This is a genomic window from Saccharopolyspora sp. SCSIO 74807, assembly GCF_037023755.1.
In the GTDB taxonomy this organism is placed as follows: Bacteria; Actinomycetota; Actinomycetes; order Mycobacteriales; family Pseudonocardiaceae; genus Saccharopolyspora_C; species Saccharopolyspora_C galaxeae.
Window position 1 is genome coordinate 2,284,939 of the sequence record NZ_CP146100.1, and the last position, 21,453, is coordinate 2,306,391.

Consider the following 21,453-nt stretch of genomic DNA (forward strand, 5'->3'; position numbering starts at 1 on the left):
GCCGTGTCCAGCGCGGCCCCACCGGCTCACAGGTAGCAGGCGCTGACCCACCCGGCGACGCGCGTGTGCCGGTCCAGGACGTGCCACCAGGTGCGGTCCGGTCGGCCGCCCGGACAGGTCACCGGTTCGCCCTCCGCCTGCCGGTTCTTCCGCACCCGGTCGCCGGCGTTGCCCAGGCCGAGCACCGCCGAGGCCGTGTCCGGCGCCGCCCGCAGGTTCACCCCCGGAACCCGGAAGTCGCCGGTGCGATCGGCGGCGCGGCTGAGTTCGCCGAGCCGCTCGCCGAATTCGAAAACGAAGTGCGCGACGCCGCTGGCCACGCCGTTCATCGGCAGCACCAGGGTCGCCACCGCGGCGAGCACCGCATTCCGGATCGCATGCATGTTTTCCCCCCAAACTCCCGCCGGGGGCCGTTGCCCTGGGCGGGAGTCTCGCGACAAGATCGCTCGGCGGCGTTCGGCGCGGCCGGTCGATCTCTGCAACGCGCTCTCATTTTATCGGCGGTGGCCCGGTTTCCGGGAGTAGCCGTTCAGGTATCGGGGCAGCTGCGCGCTTTCGTGCGGAGTCCTGAATGGAATTCGCAGGTGGATTACCGTTCGCCACGCGGATTCCCGCGGGAGTGCCCACCTACGTGGGGGTATCGGCGCGGTGCGTTCGCCGCGCGTGACGGAGCGGCGACTAACCTCGGCCGGGTCTGAGAGGGGCGTGCGATGAGCGAGGCGGATCTTTGGGACGGCTTGGCCGTGCCGCCCGGCCTGTGCCGCTGGTGCGCGCATCCGTCGTTGAACCGCACCAGGCATGGCGTGACCTACATGCGCTGCACGCGCTCGTCCTGGGACGAGCGGCTGCCGCGCTACCCGGGGTTGCCGGTCGTCGAGTGCGTCGGGTTCGAGCAGGCAGGCGGCTGAGTCGGCGGCCCCGGCGCCGTGCGCCTGAGTCCGGACGCGCGAGCCCGCGGCACCGTTCGGCCCGGAAAAGCGAAGCGGCCGGGCGGGCGATGCCCGTCCCGGCCGCTTCGACCGCTGCCCGCGGTCAGCCGATGCGAGCGCCGATGCCGGTCAGCGACCGGACCTCCATCTCGGACTGCCGCTCGTGGTCGTCCGAGCGCGGCCCGAACAGGGTGCCGATCGCCGCGCACAGGAACGAGATCGGGATGGACACGATGCCCGGGTTCTTCAGCGGGAAGAACGCGAAGTCCACGTCCGGGAAGATCGAGTCGGCCGCGCCGGAGAACACCGGCGAGAACACCACCAGCAGCAGGCAGGAGATCAGTCCGCTGTAGATGCCCCACAGCGTGCCCGTGGTGTTGAACCGCTTCCAGAACAGCGAGAACAGCAACGTGGACAGGTTCGCCGACGCCGCGAACGCGAACGCCAGCCCGACCAGGAACGCGATGTTCTGGCCGTTGACCGCGACCCCGCCGACGATCGAGACCAGCCCGATGCCCAGCGCGGTCAGCCGCGCCACCCGCACCACCTTGTGCGATTCGACGTTGCCGCGCTTGATCATGTTCGCGTAGACGTCGTGCGCGAACGACGCGGACGCGGTCAGCGTGAGCCCGGCGACCACCGCGAGGATCGTGGCGAACGCGATCGCCGCGACGATGCCCAGCAGCAGCGTGCCGCCGATGCGGTAGGCCAGCAGCGGCGCCGCGGAGTTCTCCCCGCCCGGTGCGCCGACGATCGTCGGAGTGCCCACCAGCGCGGCGGCGCCGTAGCCGATGACCAGGGTGAACAGGTAGAACAGCGACATCGTCCACACCGCCCAGACCACCGAGCGGCGGGCTTCCTTGGCGTTCGGGACGGTGTAGAAGCGCATCAGCACGTGCGGCAGACCACCGACGCCGAGCACCAGCGCCAGCGACAGCGACACGAAGTCCAACTTGGTCAGTTCGGACTTCCCGTACTCCACGCCCGGTCCGAGGATGTCCCTGCCGTTCGGGTTGTTCGCCGCCGCCTCGTCGAGCACCCGGCTGAAGTCGTAGCCGAACTTGCCGAGCAGGAAGATCGTGATCATCGCGGCGCACAGCATCAGCAGCGTGGCCTTGATGATCTGCACCCAGGTGGTGCCCTTCATGCCGCCCAGCAGCACGTAGAGGATCATCACCAGGCCCACGACGGCGATCACCATCGCCTGGCCCCAGTAGCTGTGCACGTCCGCGAGCAGCGCGACCAGGCCGCCGGCACCGGCCATCTGCGCGATCATGTAGACGAACGTGATCGCCATCGTGGAGATCGCCGCGGCGGCGCGCACCGGGCGCTGCTTCATCCGGAAGCTCAGCACGTCGCCCATCGTGAAGCGGCCGGTGTTCCGCATCCGCTCGGCGATCAGCAGCAGGTTGATCAGCCACGCGACCAGGAACCCGATGGAGTACAGGAACCCGTCGTAGCCGTGCACCGCGATCGCGCCGGCGATGCCGAGGAACGACGCCGCGGACAGGAAGTCGCCGGACAGCGCGACACCGTTCTGCACGCCGGTGAACGAGCTGCCTGCAGCGAAGTAGTCGCTGGAGGTGTTCGCGCTGCTGACCCGGTACACGATGAACAGCGTCAGCAGCACGAAGCCGGCGAAGATGACGGTGTTGATGATCGGGCCTTCGGACGGCAGCAGGTCACTTCCGGGTGCCTGCGCCAGGATCGGCTGCCGATGTTGCGCGGACAGCGTCGGGATCACTGCGCACCCTCCTCAGCGCGACCGTCCACAGCGGCCTGCAGCTGCTCGATCCGCGGGTCCATGTAGTGATCGGCGAACCGCACGTAGGCGGCGGTGATGAGCACAGTGGACACGAACTGGCCGATGCCCATCAGCAGCCCGACGTTCACCGAGCCGAACACCGGCTGGGACATGAAGTCCGGAAGGTACGCCGCGATGATCACGTAGGCGAGGTACCAGAGCAGAAATAGCGCGGTCATCGGAAATACGAACGCGGACACCCGGCGGCGCAGGTCGTTGAATTCCGTACTCTGCGCGATGGCCTGGTAATTCGGCTCGGTCTGCTGGGTGCGGACCGCGCTCTTCTCGATTCCCCCGAAGCCGGTCCGTGCTTTCCCGGACCGGTCGTGGGGGCGACCGCGCAGCGCGGATTGCGTTGCGTTGCTCATGCTTCCTTCCAGGAAGTTGTGCGTCGGGTCGGCCAAACCCTTCAGGACCCGGCGGAGTTGGGGGCGTCGAGGACTTCGCGGGGAGGCGAAGGACCTCGCGGCGGCGAAGCATAACGACTCTGTCGGTGGAGCAGAAAGTACACCCTTGGGGCACATGGAGTGACCAATTTTGTCACTGTAGGTCACAGGCATACCGACGTTCGGGGTGGGGCGTCACGCGAACGGCTGGTACTCAGTCGACTGTCGATGATCTTGGAAGAAGTGTTACCAGCTCGTTGTCGAGGCGGCTCGGCGGGTGCCGGAGGCCCTTCCGCGTAGTGAAAAATTCCTCGTTCCGGCCGCTTCCGGCCGCATCCGGACGGCCTTCGCTGTGCGGTGTTCACAGCAGTGGATTCCGCTGAAAACGCCCTCCGCTGTTTCCCGGACGGGGGGTTTATAGTGCGAGGCACCTGAAAACCAGACCGCTCCTCTTCCTCCGCCCCGGTTAGGTGCCAGTGTCCGGAATGCCTCCGCCGCGGCTGCGCCAGCTCGGTTCGGTAACGCTCGGTCTCGCCGGAGCCGCCGTTCCGATACGGTTCCGTGCTGGTAGTGCGAGCCCTTGCCTGCGAGCCTGCCCGCCGCCGGAAACCTTTCCCACCGACAACCCAGACGACGATTGCGGGATCACACGGATGCGCCGTTCCCCGACGCCAAGTCCACTCGAAAGAGACCTCCTGCCTCGCCGGGCCGTTCGGCTGCTGCCGGGGTGGTGCTCGTGACGACGCCGGACGCCCGGACGGAGGCGCGCAACGACGTCGCACCCGGACGCGCCGGAGTCCGCGAGTGGCGCAACTGGAGCCTGCCCGTCAAATTCGCGGCGGTCGTGCTGGTGCCGGTGCTGTTCGCGGTCGGCCTCGGCGTCTCGCAGATTCGCTGGCAGGTCGAGCAGGCGGACGAGTACAACCGCGTGGCCGAAGTGCTGGACACGGCGCAGCGGGTGGAACCGCTGGTGGAGGCGTTGCAGGCCGAGCGCAACGCGGCGGTGCAGCGCACCCTCGGCGAGGACGTCGGCCTCGCCGAGCGGATTTCCAATGTGGACAAGACGGCGAGCGAGGTGGACGCCCAGCTCGGTGAGCCCGGCGAATTCGGCCAGCTCGTGCAGGACCGCCAGCGGGAAATGCACCTCGCGCTGGACAAGCTGCGCACCGCGCGCCCCGCGGTGCAGGCGGGCCTCGCCCCGGCGCCGCAGGTGATCGAGGGCTACACCACCGCCATCAACACCGTGCTGTCGATGGACCGTGCGCTCACCAGCACCGTGTCCGAGCCGAGCCTTTCCAGTACCGCCTCGGCGTTGCAGGACATGTTGGGCCTGATGGAGGAAGTCCGCTTCCAGCAGGCGTGGGTGCTCACCGGGCTGTCCGAGGGCAACCTGGACCAGCAGGCGATCAACGAGCTGCTCGGGTCCCGCGCCCGGCTCGAATCGAAGATCACCGACGCGCGCGCCACGGTGGCCCGGCACTGGGAGAAGCGGCTCGGTGCGACGCTGCTCAGCCCGCCGATCCAGCAGCGCAACGGGCTGCTCACGGCGATCGTCGCCGCGACGATGGACGACAAGTCCTCCGGCGGCTACCCGGTCGGGACCGAGCAGTGGAACTCCGTGTCCGACCAGGTCGTCGCGCTCATCGACGACGGGCACAACGACCTCGCCGACGAGGTGCGCGGCGGCGCGGCCAAGCTCGAGGAGGACGCCAGCGCCGCGGCGGGCTGGGACTCGGTGCTGCTGCTGTCCGCGCTGATCGCGGCTGCCGCGGTGATCATCACGATCAGCCGGCAGCTGCTGGGCTCGCTGCGCGCCCTGCGCCGCGGCGCGCTGGACGCGGCCGACAACGAGCTGCCGGACGCGGTGGAAGGCATCCGCGCGGGCGGTGAGGTCAACGAGATCCGGCCGTTGCCGGTGTCCACCACCGAAGAGGTAGGCCAGGTGGCCCGCGCCTTCGACGAGGTGCAGCGGCAGGCGCTGCGGCTGGCCGCCGAGCAGGCCGTGCTGCGGCACGGCTACAGCGAATCCTTCGTGGGCGTCTCGCGGCGAAGCCAGAGCCTGCTGGAACGCCAGCTGCGCCTGTTCGAGCAGCTCGAGCAGGACGAGGAAGACCCCGACCAGCTCTCCAGGCTGTTCCAGCTGGACCACTTGGCGACCCGGATGCGCCGGAACAACGAGAACCTGATGGTGCTCTCCGGCAGCGACCTGGCGCGGCGCTTCGTGCGGCCCACCGACCTGTCCGACGTGCTGCGCGCCGCGGTCTCCGAGATCGAGCAGTACCCGCGGGTGGTCCTGCAGCCGCCGCCGCAGGCGAAGATCCTCGGGCACACCGCCAGCGACATGGTGCGGTTGCTGGCCGAGGTGATGGACAACGCGGCGAACTTCTCCTCGCCGGACACCTCGGTGACGGTCTCCACCTACCAGGCCGGGGACGGTTCGATCACGGTCGACGTGCTCGACGAAGGCATCGGCATGGGCGAGGCGGAGCTGGCCGACGCGAACGCCAAGCTCGCGCGCGTCGAGGAGAACGACCTGGCCACCTCGCGCCGGATGGGCCTGTTCGTGGTCTCCAGGCTGGCGCTGCGGCACGGCATCGCGGTCCGGCTCTACGGCGGTCCGGACGTGGAAGGCGTGCGCTCCACCGTGGTCGTGCCCGCCGAGCACGTGGTCTCCACCGCCGGGCCGCCCGCGAGCGCCCAGCCCACCCCGGCGCAGGGCGGGCAGCGCAACGGGTTCGCGCACCACGACATGCCGACCTCGGGAGCGATCGGCGCCGCCCAGTCCGCGCAGTCGGGCGCATCGGCCTCGGGCGCGGCTACCGCTGAGGAAACCGCGTTCCAGCGGAACAACAGCGGGGTGGACAGCGCCGAGACCGGCTTCTCCACCGCGCAGCCGGACAACACGTTCAACAGCGGCTTCTTCACCGGGTCCGGGGAGGACGTCGCAGGCAACGCGCTGCCGAAGCGGGAACCGTCCGCGGGCATGTTCGCGCCTTCGCAGCGCGACGAGGAAACGCACGATCCGGGCGACGCGCCGACCGCGAGCCTGTTCACGCCGCTGGAGATCCCGGAGCAGCAGGACGGGCAGGACTTCCGCTCCGACTGGACCTCTTCGGACCTGGCGTGGCCGCCGGCCATCGAGGACTCGGCGACGCAGGCGCCGAGCACGTCCGGGGACGCGCCCTCGCCGATCTTCGAGGAAGTCTCCACGCAGTGGTTCCAGCCGGCCCCCGAACCCGAGGCCGCTCCGGACGAGCACGCCTGGCCGACCGGGGAACCCACCGGCGGGTCCACAGCGGACTCCGGAACCGCCGGGTTCCCCGGTGAGCAGGCCACCGGTTCCGGACTGCCCCGCCGCGATCCCGGCGGCTCGGCCGGTTCCGAGCCGCGCATCGACGAATCCGACCCGCTCGGCATCGACCACCTCGCCGACGGGCGCAACGGCACCGGCGGTGAAGATCTCGACCGCTCCGGTGCCGCCGGGAACGGGACGGCTGCCGCGGAACCCGATTCCGCGGGACGCAGCCCGCACGAACTGAGCCGCCGGTTGGCCGACCTCCAAGGCGGTCTGCGTTTCGGGAGGAAGGGGCCAGTGCAGTCGCAGGAGACCGAACAGGAAGCCGCGCCGGAAACCGCGGCGGACCGGCAGCTGCAGCCGCGCCGCAACGGTGGTTCGAGCTGGATCACCGAGTCCGCCGAATCGCACGGCGCGGACTCGAACGGTGCCGAGGCGGGCGCCGACGGCTGGAACTTCGCCACCGACGACGGCTGGAAGCAGGCCGCAGCGGCGACGAGCTCCAGCCCGGAGTCGTTCACCTCTTCCGGCCTGCCGCGGCGCACGCCGAAGGCGCAGCTCGCACCCGGCAGCGCGGGCACGTTCTTCGGTGAGCAGGAGGAGCAGGACAAACCGTTCGAGCGGGACGCGAACGCGCTGCGCGGACGGCTCTCCAGCTTCCAGACCGGTGTCCAACGTGGACGCCACCGCGCACCGGACGAGTCCTGAGAACGCACGCCGGCGGAAAAGACTTAGGAGATGGTGTGAATGCGTTGCTCAGGTGCGGATGAGCTGCGCTGCGACGAGGAGTCCTGAACCAGGCCACTGCGGGCGCCGGTCGCGCCCGGTTCCACCGATACGGCAACACGGGGTCGTCTCGACCGGCGACTCCACTAGCAACAGCCAGGAGGTTGCATGACTCCCCAGGAGACGATGTCCCGGCGGTTCGGGTGGCTGGTCACGGACTTCACCGAGCGCGTCGCTGGTGTGGCGCACGCGATCGTGGTGTCCGCGGACGGCCTGCTGCTGACCTCGTCGGCGAAACTCCCCCCGGACCGGGCGGACCAGCTGGCCGCGGTCGCGTCCGGTCTGCTCAGCCTCACCAACGGCGCCGCCAAGTGCTTCGAGGCCGGTGAGGTGACCGAGACGATCGTCGAGATGCACTACGGCACGCTCATCCAGATGGGCATCAGCGACGGTTCGTGCCTGACGGTGCTCGCGGCGCCGCAGTGCGACATGGGCCTGATCGCCTACGAGATGGCGATGCTGGTGGAGCGCGTCGGCCAGATCCTCACGCCGGAGCTGCGGCACCAGTTGCAGGGCGCCGGGAATCCGTTCTCCCCACCGGCCGCGGTGAGGTGAACCGATGGACGACTCCGATTTCGGCGAACACGAGGACCGAAGACGGGACGACACGGGTCCGCAAGAGGGGCCGGAAGGCACCACGTTCGCCGATGTGATGAACGGCTTCAGCTTCGACAGCGGTCGCGGCGGCAGGCGCGGCAGGCGCAAGCGCGCGCAGCGGTCGGAGGAGCCGTCGGAACAGCCTCCGCAAGCGGGACCTGCGCAGCCGGAACAACCGCAGCAGCCGGAGCCGCCGCAGCGGCAGCAGTCGCCGGGGCCGCCGGGGCCGGGACAGGCACCGCCGCCCGGCCCGGCTCCGCAGCAGCCCGGGCCGCCTGCTCCGCCTCCGCAGCCCGGTAGGCAGCCTCCCGGGCCGCCGCCGGATTTCCAGGCGCAGCAGCCGCCCGGCGGGTGGTCCACGGGTCCGCAGCCGCCGGTTCCGCCGCAGCCGCCACCGGACTGGGGCTCCGCGGGACCTGCGCGCGGAGTCCCGGCCACCGGCGGGCAGCGGCCCGCGGGGCAGGAGTGGGAGCGGCCCGCGGCGGAGTGGCCTGCGCAGGACGCCGAATCGGACGTGCCGGCGGCTTCCAGCATCCGGTCCTACACCTGGACCGGGGGGCGGACCCGGTCGAACTACGAGCTTCAAATGGAAACGCTCGTGTCCACCAGCGAGTCGTACCGATCCGGCGCGGCGGGACGGATGGAACACGAGTCGATCGCCGAGTTGTGCAGGCACCCGCGGTCGGTTGCCGAGGTCGGGGCGATGCTGTCCGTTCCGATCGGGGTGGCCCGGGTGCTGCTGGCCGACATGGCTGAACTGGGGATGATCACGGTGCACCAGACTGTGACGGAAAGCGGCAGCGCACCACACATGATGTTGATGGAAAGGGTTTTGAGTGGACTCCGTCGGCTTTAGAGCTCCCCAAGCAGGCGCTCAGGGACCGCTTGCCCAGCAGCGCAGTGCCACCACCTCGGCCAAGATCGTCGTCGCCGGCGGTTTCGGGGTCGGCAAGACGACTTTCGTCGGGTCGGTCTCCGAGATCGTCCCGCTGACCACCGAGGCCGTGATGACGGAGGCCAGTTCCGGCGTCGACGACCTCGCGGCGACGCCGGACAAGACCAGCACCACCGTCGCGATGGACTTCGGCCGCATCTCGCTGGATTCGGATCTGATCCTGTACCTGTTCGGCACGCCCGGGCAGCAGCGGTTCTGGTTCATGTGGGACGACCTGGTGCGCGGTGCGATCGGTGCCGTCGTGCTGGTGGACACCCGCAGACTCGCGGATTCCTTCTCGGCCGTGGACTTCTTCGAGGATCGCGGGCTGCCCTACCTGATCGCGGTGAACTGCTTCGACGGGGAGCTGCGCCACCAGATGGAGGAGATCCGCGAGGCGATGGCGATCGGCCCGCACGTGCCGATCGGCCCGTGCGACGCGCGGGACCAGCAGTCCACCAAGCACGCGCTGATCGCGCTGGTGCAGCACTCGATGCGGCACTGGCAGGCCAAGCAGGGCGCGCAAGCATCCCGGTGAACCGGTTGCGGTGACCGGGCCCGCCGCGGTTGCCGCGGTGGAACTCCTGCGCGAGCGCGCCGTTCGAGCGGAAACGTTCGAGCGGCGCGCTCTTTTTTGCGCTGTGCGGGGAAAATCTCGTGCCCGGCCGGGCGCCGGTCCCGGGCGCGGGCACTGTCCACGGTGTTCTTGACGATCTTCGGTGGACGGTGCCGCGTTCGTCCACCCGGGTATGCCGGTGCGCGCCCGCGCGGCGCGCGGTTTTTGCCTGCTGTGCGGTGACTTCCGGAGTCTGCGGACGCGGATTCCGGCTGGTCCGGCCACTTGCGCGGCACGGTCCTTTATGGAGGAAAGTGCGCAAGTGGCCGTGCCGGACCGCTGCGAAATATTCACCCAATTGAAAGAGTGCGCCCGTCGTTATCCGGCCGCTAACATTCCTCAATAGCGGCCGATGGCCGACTAATCCCACTTCTCGACAGCGCCTGAGCGAGCTGTCGCGGCGCGCTCCCGAGATCGTTCTCGGGTGGCGGCACCGCCTTGTTCCAGGTGATTTCCCGCGTTCGAGAAGGCGATCCGACGAAAGGTGGCCATTGTGGACTTCGACGCGCTCTTCCAGCCGCAGTCGCGGGCGATTCGCGCCGCGGCGCGCGAGGGGTTCCGATTCCGGTGCGCGCGCGTCCCGGCGGCGCCGGTGTTGCAAGGATTCCGCGTGGTGCGAGGTGTGCTGGACGTGTTCCTCGCCAGCGCGCCCGACGACTCGGTCGCCGCCCGATATCGGGTGGCGGACCTGGAAAATCCCGAACCGCTCGCGTCGTGGCGGCGATCCGGGCCCGTGGACCAGGTGGTTCCCGCGTTGCTCGCGTTACCCGTGCACGGCGCGCGCGGTTCACCAGTGGTCCCGGAACTTCCGCGAACCCGGGATTCTTCAGCCGCAGCACCGATTCCGCCCGCAGCCGGCGACGAGGCGCACACCTGCGCGAATTCGCATTTCCGGCGGCGTTGGCCGCGCATCCCGCAGCAACGTCGCGCGGAGCCCGGGGGTGCGCGGTGAACGACAAGAAGCACTTGCCGATGGCTTGGCACTTCGAGCGGGTGTCGGCGCGCGAGAGCTACACATTCCGCTGGGGCCGCGGCGCCGGAGTGATCACCGTGCATCGCGGCGACGCGCGTGGTTCGCACGGTGATGACGGTTTGGTCGACACCGTGCAGGTCGGCACCGATTGGATCGATGACCAGGATGTGCGCGTGCAGGCCAAGAAATGGATTCGGGCGAATGCGGGACGCGGTGTGCGATGAATGCCCCGCCGTTCGGTGCAAGGTGAGCGCACCTGTCCGGCCGCGCTCACCGGGCGCCTCATCAGCGTGGGCGTCTCCGGGAACAGGTGGTGCCGGCCTTGGGCGCGGTGCTCCCTCGCGTGATGGGTTTGCGATGCCGCCGTCTCTCGACTGGGCAGACGAACAGCCACTCATCGCTGCGCTGCGACTGCGACCGGTAGACCTCCATCCGCACGTCGCAGTGGTCGCAGTCCGGCGGATCGCTGAGTACATCCGCGTGTTGATGTTCCAGTATTTTCGCGGCGTATCGGCCACCGCGGTGTTGCACCATGATCTCGCGCCGGGGCTTCTGCGGACTGCTCGACAAGGTGTTTTGACTGCCCAGGAACACGGTCATCTTGTCGATGACGACGATTTTCTGGTGCATGTTCCGCATCCGCACCATGCGGGTGACGGAGCTTTCGAGCCGGTCGAGCCGTTCCGCGGCCTCATCGTCCTTGCGGTCGTTGATGTCGCCCTCGTCGGAGATGAACACGCGGACATCGACCCCGCGTTGGGACGCCGCGTGCAGCTGTGGCAGCACGGACTCCATCCGCTTGTGTACCCAGGGGGACCACATGTAGATCGAATGCTCTGCTCGGTCGATCTCTTCGAGCACTGCGGGGTAGTAGCTGTGCTCGTCGTACCAGCCATGCGCGGTGACGTGGACGTGCTCGTCGAATGCGTTCCACACGTCTTCGTCGATCGCGTCGAGTTTTTCCGGGCGCTCCTGCTCGTCGACGCCGAGGAACTTGAAGGCCCGGACTCCCTTGAGCTGCAACTGATCGAACGTCTCGCGAACCGCGGCCAGTGCGGTACCGGATTGCGCGGACGTGATCGCTTTCCAGCCGGCCAGCAGGTAAACACGGTGCTTGACCCTGCTGAGACCGACGTTCAACAAGCGAGCACCGGTGCGGGCGTAATCGTTGCCGCGCATGTTGCCCGCCGCTACCCAGCCTTGCGATTCGTATCCGGACTCGACCGTGTCGAAGATGACGACATCGAACTCGCGTCCTTGGAAGCTGTGCGCTGTGCCGACCTCCACATTCCGGTCCAAGCCGCGGTCGCGCAGGTATTCGTAGGTCGCCTGTTGCTGGATCTTGTACGGCGTCACGACGCCGACGGTCTCCCCGGCACCGAGGTGGTGTTCAGCCAGTGCATGGGCCAGCACACTTCCCGCAGCCCACCATCTTCCATTCATCGTGGGCGCGGTTTTGACCGAAGCCATGTCATCGAGTTCGTCGGTGGTCATTAGCACCACCTCGGTGTCCTGCTGGGTGCCGTTGGCGGTCCGCAGGTGGTGGCCGTAGGCGATTCTGTTCGCCAACTCGACCATGCGGGGGCCGAATCGGTGCGTCCTGCGCAGGCAGACACAGCCGTCGTGCGCACTGGCCGCGTCCGGAGTCGTAATCCCGAACAGCTCGAAGCAGTCCCGAGTGGACCATCGCGCGACGTTCGTATCATCCGGCAACGATTTCGGCCTGATCGGTCCAAGTTGGCAGAAGTCCCCGAGCAAGGTCACAGTGCGCTTCGCCGCGGTGGCCGCGAGAAGGATCTCCGGCAGCGGGGCGGCAGCCGCTTCGTCTACCAGTACGACGTCGTAAGGGCCTTCGGCCACCGTGCTGTTGATGTGGAAGCGGGTAAGCGTCGTGGCCACCAGTCGTGCTTCCCGGATCACCTTCGGCTGCGCGTTGGCTTGTTCGTCTTCCAGCCTCCCCAGGAGTTCGTCATGCTCGGCAGCGAGTTCCGTCCGCCGCTGGTCGATGTCGATTGCATCATCGCGAAGTTCTTCACGCTCCTCGTAACGGGCGAGCAGTCCGTTTTGCTGCACGTCACGTACGAGGCGGAAATCGTGCTCGGCCTCCCGTTCTGCTTGGCTTGCCGTCCTCAGTTCCGCCTCGCAACGTTGCAGATGGCGTTCCGCGTCGCCGGCGATGCGTAGGGCCTCGTCCGAAGCGGTCTGCGCTGTGGACAAGCGGAGCCGGAGCCGCTCGAGCATGTTCGCGTCGGCGTTTCCGGCGAGCCGGTCGTGCTCGGCGTACTTCGGATGTAATTCGGTGAGCTGGTTGCGCTGCTCTTCTTCGGCGCTGCGCAGCCGCAGCGTTGCCGCAGCGGATTCGTGGTCGGCTGCATCCTTGTCCTGGTGGAGTCTGCGCAAGGTTCGCCGCCGCCATATCCGGGCGAAGAGCGAACTCCCGGTAGCACTGATGTCTTCGGCGAGCCGCTGTCTCCGGGCGTTGATCGTCACGCGGTCGCGTTGAGCGTGCTCTACTGCGTCGGACAACTGCTTGAACCTGTGCGCCAAGTCGTTCGCGATCCGCCGGTGACGTAGCTGTGCTTGTACCTGCTCCACCGCCTCGGCCGCTGCCTCTGCCGCCTTGCGGTTGGTGTCGAACTGTTCGTTCGCGGACTGAACCGAGGTTTCGGCGTTTCGCACCGCCGTGGCACAGGAGTCGATGCGCCTCCCTGCCTCGATCCGACTCTGGGCGGCGTAATAGTTGTCGATCTCCGCATCGTCAACCTGCTCGTCCAGCTCGAAGAACCTCCGCAGCACGGAGTGGTCTTCGAGTTCGACGAGTTGCGTTTCGAGCCGGTCGCGTTGCTCGGTAAGTTCTTTGAGCCGTGCGGCGACGATACGAGTTAGCGAAACCCGATCGTCGGTGGCGATGCGAGGCAGTTGGGGAGTACCGACCCGGAGCAGCTCACCCGGCTCGTGCTCCCGCAGGGTAAGCGCGCTTTCGAGGGCGTTGTCTACTGCAATGTTTGTGCCGGAAACGAGTAGCACTCTGGCGCCGGTGTTCAGCAGGTCGTCAATGGCTCGACCGAGAACCGTGGTCTTGCCCGTCCCGGGTGGGCCCCAGACAAGATGCACCCCCGGTGCTACGCAAGCGTGGTGGGCACATCGCTGCTCCGGGGTGAGCCCGGCGACTTCCGGCACAGCGTCCGGGACCGCACCGGCGCGGCCGGCGGCCACGTCGTCTGCCAGGCTCCGTCTCGGTGCCCTGGACAGCGCGTCCCGCAGGCTTTTTGGCAGGAAGCCGGGCAGGCGCGGAGTTCCGAACAAGCTCAGGCCTGAGTCCGGTGCGTGTCTGCCGACCTGGACCCGAATCTCCTCGTGACCTTCTACCGCTGCGATAACGCGGTAGGAATCCGTTCGTTCAGCTGTTTCAGCGGCGAGTTTGAGGTCCGTGTAGTTCTCGATTCGGACCGGCCGGTTGCGGGTGGATACCTTGTACCAACCGGGCTCCACCTGAACGGCCGGTGCGATTGCCCGCCTGTCCGGTACGGGGCCCTCTTCATCGGGAATCTGGTGTTCTACTGCCTCGATCACCTGGTCGATCCAGGTCATGCACGTTCCCCCTGTGGGTCCTGCGTTCGACGGCCCTCGACGATGCACCCCGAGAATGTTGGCTGAACAAGAGCGCAAATCAAAGTGGCTGACTAATCACCTTTCGCGGAAACCTCTTGCTGGCGACTCTTTTGGCGGGTCTGCTGGTCCGAAGGGGTTTGGCGGCAGTAAAAACTCGACACTGCGTAGCAGCTGAGGAACTCGGTTGGGATTCGGTCCAAGAGCGGCTACCTTGCTGTCTGAACTCAACAACGGATGTCCCGGAGTCACGATGCCGATCACCGTGCCTGCCGAGCTCGCGGCGTCGATCGTCCGGCACCACGGCCGGTCCGGCCGCGAGTTCGTGGCGGCGCTGCCCGGGCTGGCGGCGGAATTCCTGCGCCGCTGGGAACTCGAACCGGACGGGAACCCCTGGCACGGCGTGGGTTCGCTGGTGCTGCCGGTGAACCGCGCAGACGGGGCCGCGGTGCTCAAACTCCGCTTCGTCGAGCCGGATACCGAAGCCGAGCCGGTCGGCCTGCGCGCCTGGAACGGCGCCGGCGCGGTCGAGCTGCTCGACCACGACCCGGCGACCGGGACGATGCTGCTCGAAAGGCTCGACGGCGACCGCACGCTGGGCGGCGTGCCGGACGACGTGGCGGCGTTGCACATCCTCTCCGAACTGCTGTCCAGATTGGTCGCCGTGCCCGCTCCTGCCGGTGTGCGGAGGCTGTCCGACCTGGCCGGGGTGATGCTGCACCGCGCCGCCGAGATCGAGCCGCAGCTGCCTGCCGAGCAGCAGCGGTGGCTGGCGTGGTGCGCCGCGCAGGTCCGCGAGGTCGTGCACGAACCTGGCGACCGGCTGCTGCACTGGGACCTGCACTACGACAACGTGCTCGCCGCGCATCCCGCCGATCGGCGGGAACCGTGGCTGGCCATCGACCCGCAACCGCTGGCCGGCGACCCGTGCTTCGAGCTGCTGCCCGCGCTGCACAACCGGTGGGACGACGTGGTCGCGACCGGGGACCCGGCGCGAGCGGTGCGGCGGCGGTTCGACCTCATGACCGAAGTGCTCGAGCTGGACCGGGCCCGCGCCCGCGCGTGGACGTGCGGGCGGTTGTTGCAAGAGATGGTGTGGCACTTCGACGACGGCGAGCCCGCGTTGTCCCCGGCCGAGCAAGTGATCGTGACGACGTTGACGCGCGAGCGCTGACCGGCGGGTTAGCGTGCGGGGAGGAGCTGCCGAGACAGTCAGGAGAGCACCTGCATGAGCGTCCCGCTGCCCGACTCGTTCCGCCGCGAAACCGTCCAAGTCGGCGATGTCCGCATCAACACCCTCGTCGGGGGCGACGGCCCGCCGGTCCTGCTGCTGCACGGCTATCCGCAGACGCACCTGATTTGGCACGGGGTCGCGCCCGCGCTGGCCGAGCAGCACACCGTGGTGCTCACGGACCTGCGCGGCTATGGCGACAGCGACAAGCCAGCGGGCGGGCCGGGGCACGAGGGGTACTCGAAGCGCACGATGGCGCGGGATCAAGTGCTGGTGATGCGGGAGCTCGGCTTCGAGCGGTTCGCCGTCGCCGGGCACGACCGCGGCGGCCGGGTCGCGCACCGGATGGCGCTGGACCATCCGGACGCGGTGCGCGGGCTCGCGGTGCTGGACATCGTGCCGACGCACTACGCGTTCAGGCACGCCGACATGCATTTTGCGCTCGGCTATTACCACTGGTTCCTGCTGGCCGCTGACGATGGCGTGCCGGAGCGGCTGATCGGTGGCGCGCCGGAGTTCTGGGTGCGCAGCCGGATCGACGCGTGGAGCGGCGACGCCGGGCTGCTCGAGCCCGCGGCTGTGGACGAGTACGTGCGGTGCTTCTCCGATCCGGCGGCGATCCACGCGTCCTGCGAGGACTACCGCGCGGCGGCCTCGGTCGACCTGGAACACGACGAAGCCGACCGCGCGAACCGCGTCATCGCGCCGTTGCTGGCGTTGTGGGGCGCGGAAGGGTTCGTGGGCGCCACTTACGACGTGCTGTCGGTGTGGCGCGGCTATGCCGACAACGTGGGCGGGGCGGCACTGCCGTCCGGTCACTACGTGCCGGAAGAAGCGCCGCAGGAGACCGCGGATGCGCTGCTGACCTTCTTCGGCAGCTTGTGAACCTCAGACCATGCTGAGCAGCATCGCGCCCATGCCGATGCTCATCGCCCCGTGGCAGGCCGAGTCCCACGCCGGGTGGGTCGCGGTGGATTCCGCCAGGGCGCGACGGCCGGTGTCGACGGCGCTGGAAATCCACGCCACCGACGACAGCACCAGGAAACCGGCCAGCAGCACCGAAATCGTCACGACACCGCTCGGCGGCCCGGGCGTCGCCGCGGCGGCCAGCACTCCGGACGACGGTGCGCCCATGGAGTGGTGATGATGCCCGCCGCCGGAGTCGGATCCGCCCATCATCAGCATCGGCATCGTCGCGATCATCCACACCATGGCCGCCGACATCACGGCATGGTGGGTGTGCGCGATCCGCGCCCGCCGGGCGTGGCCGCAAGGCACCCGCAGCGCGGTCAGCACCAGGAACCACCCGGTGGCGACCGCGAACAGCGCGATCTGCGGCCCTGCGGGCACGCTCATGCCCAACGGCCAGGCCATCGCGATCATGAGCAGGCTCATCGCGAGGTGGCTGATCGAGCTGAGCCGGTCCGGCCACCCACCGGCCGGGCGGGCGGCGCGGAATCCGCACCACACCGCGGTCAGCGTGAACAGCACGGTCAGGACCCAGCGCAGCAGCGACGATTCGACCACGGTCAGGCTCCGGTGATCCGCCGGGCGCGCAGCCCGAGCACGATGTCGACGATCAGGAACAACAGCAGCGAAGCCCCCAGCAAGGGGACGAAGTAGGCGATGAAGGCGCCTCCGACGATGATCGGCGCGAGCACCCGGCCGGGGATCCGGCGCCACGCCCCGCGTTCCGGCAACCGGCCGAAACCGCGGGTGGGCCGCCGCAGCCACCACATCCGGTAGCCCCAGAAGATCATGCTGAGCAGGCCGAGGGCGAGCGAGGCCAGCAGCACCTGGTTGACCCAGCCGAACAGGATCCCCATGTGCGCGTCGATGCCCCAGCGCGAGAGCTTCGCCGTGAGCGGGTAGTCCGCGAACCGCACGATTCCGGTCACGTTCCCGTTCGCCGGGTCGACGGCGATCTGGTCCTGCTGCGTCGGCCAGTGCCGCTGCACCTGCATCACGGTGTAGGCGCTGCCGGGGCCGTCGGGCGGGGTGATCTCCACGGGTCCGTTGAGCCCTTGCCCGAGCGCGACCTGGTGCACCCGGTCGACGCCCACGTCTCCGCTCGGGCCCGCGGCCGGAGCGGGTGGCACATCGGTGGTGACTTCGGGGGTCTCCCAGGACAGCGCGGCGCGCAACGCGGTCACGTTCTCACCGGCGAACAGCGACCAGGTCAGTCCGGTCGCGGAGAGGAACAGCAGGCCGATCGCGGCCCAGATGCCCACCGCTCCGTGCCAGGACAGCACCCGCTTGCGCCCGGCGGGCCGGAACTCCGGTGCCAGCAGCAGCCGGGCGCGGCGCTCGCGGCGGCGCCGCCCGATCCACAAGGCGAGTCCGCCGAGCACCACCACCCACAACCAGCTCGCGGCGAGTTCGCTGTAGACCCGGCCCGCGTCGCCGAGGTGCAGTCCCCGGTGCAGGTTGTCGACCCAGGTGCGCAGGGGCAACGACTGGCCGTCGCCGTAGGTCTCCAAGTTCCCGCGCACTTCGCCGGTGTGCGGGTCGACGAACACCGTGCGGTGGTAGCTGTCCGAGCGGCCTGCGTCGGGCGCGAAGATGACCTGCGTCGTGTCGGTCGCGGTCGGCGCAGGGCGCACCGCGCTGAGTTCCCGGTCCGGCAGCGCCGCCTTCGCGGTGTCGATCTGCGCGGACAGCGGTGCGCTGGTCGTGGCGGCCGGAACGTGCAGCTCGTGCGCGTAGGCCCACTGCTCCAGCTGCGGGGTGAACACGTACAGCAGGCCGGTCAGCGCGGTGACGGTGAGGAACGGTGCGATGCAGATCCCGGCGTAGAAGTGCAGCCGCATGATCAGCGGGCGCAGCACCGCCCAGGTGGAACGCCCCGGCGGCACGTCCTCCGGGGCGCCGGCTTCCGGTAGCGGGTCCTGCCGCACGAGCGTCGGATCCGTCGCCATCGCTTCTCCCACCGTTCGGCGCGTGTCGTCGCACCACTAGTCGCGGGATCATCGGCATCGGTTCCCGGCCGGGAAAATGACGTCCATCAACTGGGAACGGCCGCGCCGGTTCGGCCGTGTGCCTTGTCACGCCGCAACATCTGCCGGAACCGCGACGAACTCGCGGCCGACCCGTCCTGTGCGGCCTGCCATCTCGGGCGGCCGGTGTCGATAGGCGCAGGGAGCAGCAACCACCGATGTCGGAGGAACGTACGGGCCGGGTGCGGAGCGGATTGCCGTGGCTGCTGGGTGGTGGCTTCGCGGTGCTGCTGACGGTGTTCGTCGCCGCGCTCGGCGGCGCGGACGTCTACGCGCAGCTAGGGCTGTCGGCACCGGGCGCGGTGGTGCAGCTCGGCATCGGACTCGTGCGGCTGGTAGCCGACGTGTCCGCAGCGATCTGCTTGGGAGCGTTGGCGTTCGCGACGTTCTTCACCACACCGCGCGGTTCCGGTGGGGTGTCTCCGGACGGTTTCGCGGCGGTGCGTGCTGGTGGCGCTGCGGGCTGGGTCTGGTTCGTGGCAGCGGTGTTGATGATTCCGCTCGAAATGGCTGATTCGTCCGGGCAGTCGTTGGCCGACGTGGTGGAGCCATCGGCGTTCACCGGTCTGCTGTCCGCGTTGTACGAGCCGAAGGCGTGGCTGGCCACGGCACTCATCGCGCTGGTCGTCGCGGTGTGCGCGCGGATGGCGTTGATGTGGCGACCCGCGATGGGACTGGCGGCGCTGGCCGCGATCGGCTTGCTGCCACCGGCGGTGGTGAGTCATTCGGCATCCAACGCCGGGCACGACTACGGGACCAACGTGATCGTGCTGCACGTGGTGGCGGCCGCGTTGTGGCTGGGCGTGCTGATCGCCGTCATCGCGCACGTGCGCCGTGGCGGTGGACATCGGGAACTGGTGCTGGCGCGCTACCGCAAGCTCGCGGCCGTCTGCTGGTTCGTGCTGGCAGCTTCCGGGCTCGTGGATGCGTTCGTGCTGCTGCCGCCGAGTCGACTGGCAACCGGATACGGCGCGTTGGTGCTGGCCAAGGTGGTGCTGCTGGCCGCGTTGGGCGCGGCCGGGATGTGGGCGCGACGGCGGCTCGCGGCACCGGCGGCGCTGCTGGGCACCGAGCTCACGATCATGCTCGTGTCGGTCGGGGTATCGATGGGCATGGCGCACACGCCACCGCCGAACCTGCTGGACCGCACGACCAGCACGTCCGAAGTGATCCTCGGCTACGACCTGCCCGAGCCGCCGAGCCTGCTGAACCTGCTGACGGTTTGGCGCTTCGACCTCATTCTCGGCACGGCCGCCGTAGCACTCGCCGCGCTCTACCTGCTGGGAGTGCGTTCGCTGCGCAGGCGCGGGGATTCCTGGCCGCCGGGCCGGACGGCGGCGTGGCTGGTGGGGTGCGCGACGCTCGTGATCGCCACGTCCTCCGGGCTCGGCGTCTACTCGTCCGGGGTGTTCAGCGTGCACATGCTCGTGCACATGGTGCTCAACATGCTCACTCCGGTGCTGCTCGTGCTGGGCGGGCCGATCACGCTGGCATTGCGCGCCTGCACCCCGGCCGGACGCGGAAATCCGCACGGCCCAAGGGAATGGGTGCTCACCGCCGTGCACTCGCCGCTCGCGCGGTGGCTCGCGCACCCGGCGATCGCCACGGTGCTGTTCGTCGTCTCGTTCTACGCGCTGTACTTCACGTCGCTGTTCGAGGCCGCGATGTCCGAGCACTGGGCGCACGAGCTCATGAACATCCACTTCCTGCTGGTCGGCTACCTGTACTACTGGACGGTGATCGGCGTGGACCCGGCGCCGAAACCGCTGCCGCACCTGGCGAAACTCGGAATGGTGTTCGCGGTGATGCCGTTCCACGCCTTCTTCGGCGTGATCATGATGAGCATGGACGGCGTGATCGCGGAGAACTTCTACCGCACCCTCGACCTGCCGTGGGCGCACGACCTGCTCGCCGACCAGTACCTCGCGGGCGGGATCGCTTGGGCGGCGGGCGAAGGCCCGCTGATCGTGGTGCTGCTGGCCCTGATGACCCAGTGGTACCGGCACGACATGCGTGAGGCCCGCCGCGCCGATCGCTCCGGCGACGAGGAACTCGCTGCCTACAACGAAATGCTCGCCCAACTCGCCCAACGCCGCGGCAACTGACGCGGCACGCTCGCCAGCGGGTGTTCTCGGCGAACCTTCAGGTGTGCGAGCGGTCCAGGGCGCCTGTGCGGAGGTGCCGCAGGAACGCGGACCAAGCCGGTGCGGCGAAGATCAAGTGTCCGCCGTCGCGGTCCTTGGTGTCGCGGACGGCGGCGAGGCCGGGGGCTCCGCCGACTTCGACGCAGGAGCCTTGCTGGGCGGACCTGCTGCTCTTGCGCCATCCGCGCAGCTCAGGATTCATCGTTCATCCTTCCATCGTCTTTCGGATATCTGCGATGAGGTCGAGGGACTCGGATTCGCTCAGGGCGAGATCGGTCAGCGTGTCCACGGCTTTGGAATGAGCAGCGATGTCGCGCGGTGACTTGAGGAAGACCAGGCTGCTGAAGTGCTCGACCTCTACGATCGGATCGGCTTTCGGGAAGCGCATCAGCACGAAGTGCCCAGCGTGCGCGGGGTGAAAGCCTTCAGCCCCGGAACGCAGGACGCGGACCGTCACGTTCGGCACGTCGACGGCCGTAGCTTCGATGTGGGCCAACTGCTCCGCCATCGCGTGCGGCCCACCGAAGGGTTCCTGGAGGGCGTACTCGCCGATCAGTGCGGTGAAGGTCGGAGCTCGCTTCTTGGTCAAGATCGTGCGCCGTTCCATGCGGGTGAGGATGCGCGGACCGATCTGGCTGTCGTCCATGCCGTTCATGACCGCTCGCATGTAGTCAGCGGTTTGCAGCAGGCCGGGTATCAGCATCGGTGCGACATCGACGATCTCGGTAGCGGTCCGCTCGAACTGGACCAGTGATGCGAGTTCTTTCTGGACTCCCGGGATGCCGGAGGTCACCCAGCTCGGCGCTTCGGTGCTGCGAGCTTGTTCCAGCAAGCGCTCGTACTCGTCTCCGGTCACACCGAGCGCGGTCAGGTAGCTAGCGACGTCTTCGGGCTGCGGGACTCCGCTGCCCGTCTCCCACCTGCTGATGCGCGTCTTCGGCAGGTCCAACTTCTCGGCCAGCGCCCGCACGGTCAATCCGGCCTGGGTGCGCGCGTTCCGCAGCTCAGCCCCGAGTGCACGTGTCGCTGGTGAGTTGGCTGGTGTGGTCGCCATGGTCGCGATCCTAGAGGCGGGGCCGATGTCGACCACGCGACCGGATAGATCACTCCAACGTGGAATAGATGTGTCCCGTGGGACAAGATAGATTCATGG

At 68.6% G+C, this 21,453-nt stretch carries 18 protein-coding genes; 10 read left to right on the top strand and 8 right to left on the bottom strand.

Features of this window, described 5'->3' with window-relative positions; all coding sequences use genetic code 11:
• Positions 1-26: 26 nt before the first annotated feature.
• Positions 27-383, bottom strand: coding sequence for an SH3 domain-containing protein (locus V1457_RS10455; RefSeq protein WP_200069082.1), 357 nt, complete (start codon positions 381-383; stop codon positions 27-29).
• A 327-nt stretch (positions 384-710) separates the two neighbouring features.
• Between V1457_RS10455 and V1457_RS10460 the strand changes: the two genes are divergently transcribed.
• Positions 711-908: a hypothetical protein gene (locus tag V1457_RS10460; protein WP_338602936.1), complete on the top strand. Its 198-nt coding sequence runs from the start codon at positions 711-713 to the stop codon at positions 906-908.
• A 124-nt stretch (positions 909-1,032) separates the two neighbouring features.
• Here V1457_RS10460 and V1457_RS10465 read toward each other — a convergent pair whose 3' ends face one another.
• Together V1457_RS10465 and V1457_RS10470 are read right to left on the bottom strand one after the other, a co-directional pair.
• On the bottom strand, positions 1,033-2,637 hold the full coding sequence (locus V1457_RS10465) for a cation acetate symporter (protein ID WP_407074780.1): 1,605 nt from the start codon (positions 2,635-2,637) through the stop codon (positions 1,033-1,035).
• A gap of 32 nt (positions 2,638-2,669) precedes the next feature.
• On the bottom strand, positions 2,670-3,101 hold the full coding sequence (locus V1457_RS10470) for a DUF485 domain-containing protein (RefSeq protein WP_295142415.1): 432 nt from the start codon (positions 3,099-3,101) through the stop codon (positions 2,670-2,672).
• A gap of 754 nt (positions 3,102-3,855) precedes the next feature.
• Here V1457_RS10470 and V1457_RS10475 point away from each other — a divergent pair.
• From V1457_RS10475 to V1457_RS10500, 6 genes are all read left to right on the top strand, one after another.
• Positions 3,856-7,122, top strand: coding sequence for a nitrate- and nitrite sensing domain-containing protein (locus V1457_RS10475; RefSeq protein ID WP_295142418.1), 3,267 nt, complete (start codon positions 3,856-3,858; stop codon positions 7,120-7,122).
• 186 nt (positions 7,123-7,308) lie between these two features.
• A complete protein-coding gene (locus tag V1457_RS10480; RefSeq protein WP_200069086.1) occupies positions 7,309-7,755 on the top strand; it encodes a roadblock/LC7 domain-containing protein in 447 nt (148 codons plus the stop codon).
• Positions 7,756-7,759: 4 nt separating this feature from the next.
• Positions 7,760-8,653: a DUF742 domain-containing protein gene (locus tag V1457_RS10485; RefSeq protein ID WP_338602945.1), complete on the top strand. Its 894-nt coding sequence runs from the start codon at positions 7,760-7,762 to the stop codon at positions 8,651-8,653.
• The gene (locus V1457_RS10490; protein ID WP_200069087.1) at positions 8,634-9,269 is read left to right on the top strand and encodes an ATP/GTP-binding protein; all 636 of its coding nucleotides are present in this window, start codon (positions 8,634-8,636) and stop codon (positions 9,267-9,269) included. The genes V1457_RS10485 and V1457_RS10490 overlap by 20 nt, the downstream gene beginning before the upstream one ends.
• Positions 9,270-9,957: 688 nt before the next feature.
• On the top strand, positions 9,958-10,299 hold the full coding sequence (locus tag V1457_RS10495) for a hypothetical protein (protein ID WP_338602948.1): 342 nt from the start codon (positions 9,958-9,960) through the stop codon (positions 10,297-10,299).
• A complete protein-coding gene (locus V1457_RS10500; protein ID WP_200069088.1) occupies positions 10,296-10,544 on the top strand; it encodes a hypothetical protein in 249 nt (82 codons plus the stop codon). Before V1457_RS10495 ends, V1457_RS10500 begins: the two co-directional genes overlap by 4 nt.
• Positions 10,545-10,605: 61 nt before the next feature.
• On the opposite strand, the gene V1457_RS10505 is transcribed toward V1457_RS10500, so the two are convergent.
• Positions 10,606-13,911, bottom strand: a complete 3,306-nt coding sequence (locus V1457_RS10505) for an AAA domain-containing protein (protein ID WP_338602952.1) — start codon at positions 13,909-13,911, stop codon at positions 10,606-10,608.
• Positions 13,912-14,182: 271 nt separating this feature from the next.
• On the opposite strand from V1457_RS10505, the gene V1457_RS10510 reads away from it, so the two are divergent.
• Positions 14,183-15,103, top strand: coding sequence for an aminoglycoside phosphotransferase family protein (locus tag V1457_RS10510; protein WP_338602955.1), 921 nt, complete (start codon positions 14,183-14,185; stop codon positions 15,101-15,103).
• 54 nt (positions 15,104-15,157) lie between these two features.
• Complete coding sequence (locus V1457_RS10515; protein WP_200069089.1) at positions 15,158-16,045, top strand: alpha/beta fold hydrolase; 888 nt, start codon at positions 15,158-15,160, stop codon at positions 16,043-16,045.
• Between the two features lie 3 nt (positions 16,046-16,048).
• Here the strand turns inward: V1457_RS10515 and V1457_RS10520 are convergent, their stop codons facing one another.
• The gene (locus V1457_RS10520) at positions 16,049-16,687 is read right to left on the bottom strand and encodes a DUF5134 domain-containing protein (RefSeq protein ID WP_338602960.1); all 639 of its coding nucleotides are present in this window, start codon (positions 16,685-16,687) and stop codon (positions 16,049-16,051) included.
• A 2-nt stretch (positions 16,688-16,689) separates the two neighbouring features.
• A complete protein-coding gene (locus V1457_RS10525) occupies positions 16,690-18,078 on the bottom strand; it encodes a PepSY-associated TM helix domain-containing protein (RefSeq protein WP_338602963.1) in 1,389 nt (462 codons plus the stop codon).
• A gap of 236 nt (positions 18,079-18,314) precedes the next feature.
• Between V1457_RS10525 and V1457_RS10530 the strand changes: the two genes are divergently transcribed.
• Positions 18,315-20,261, top strand: coding sequence for a cytochrome c oxidase assembly protein (locus V1457_RS10530; RefSeq protein ID WP_338602966.1), 1,947 nt, complete (start codon positions 18,315-18,317; stop codon positions 20,259-20,261).
• Between the two features lie 37 nt (positions 20,262-20,298).
• Here V1457_RS10530 and V1457_RS10535 read toward each other — a convergent pair whose 3' ends face one another.
• Both V1457_RS10535 and V1457_RS10540 read right to left on the bottom strand, forming a co-directional pair.
• Positions 20,299-20,502 (bottom strand): DUF397 domain-containing protein, encoded by a 204-nt coding sequence (locus tag V1457_RS10535; RefSeq protein WP_200069093.1) that lies wholly within the window; start codon positions 20,500-20,502, stop codon positions 20,299-20,301.
• A 3-nt stretch (positions 20,503-20,505) separates the two neighbouring features.
• Positions 20,506-21,390 (bottom strand): helix-turn-helix transcriptional regulator, encoded by an 885-nt coding sequence (locus tag V1457_RS10540; RefSeq protein ID WP_307849935.1) that lies wholly within the window; start codon positions 21,388-21,390, stop codon positions 20,506-20,508.
• Positions 21,391-21,453: the final 63 nt, after the last annotated feature.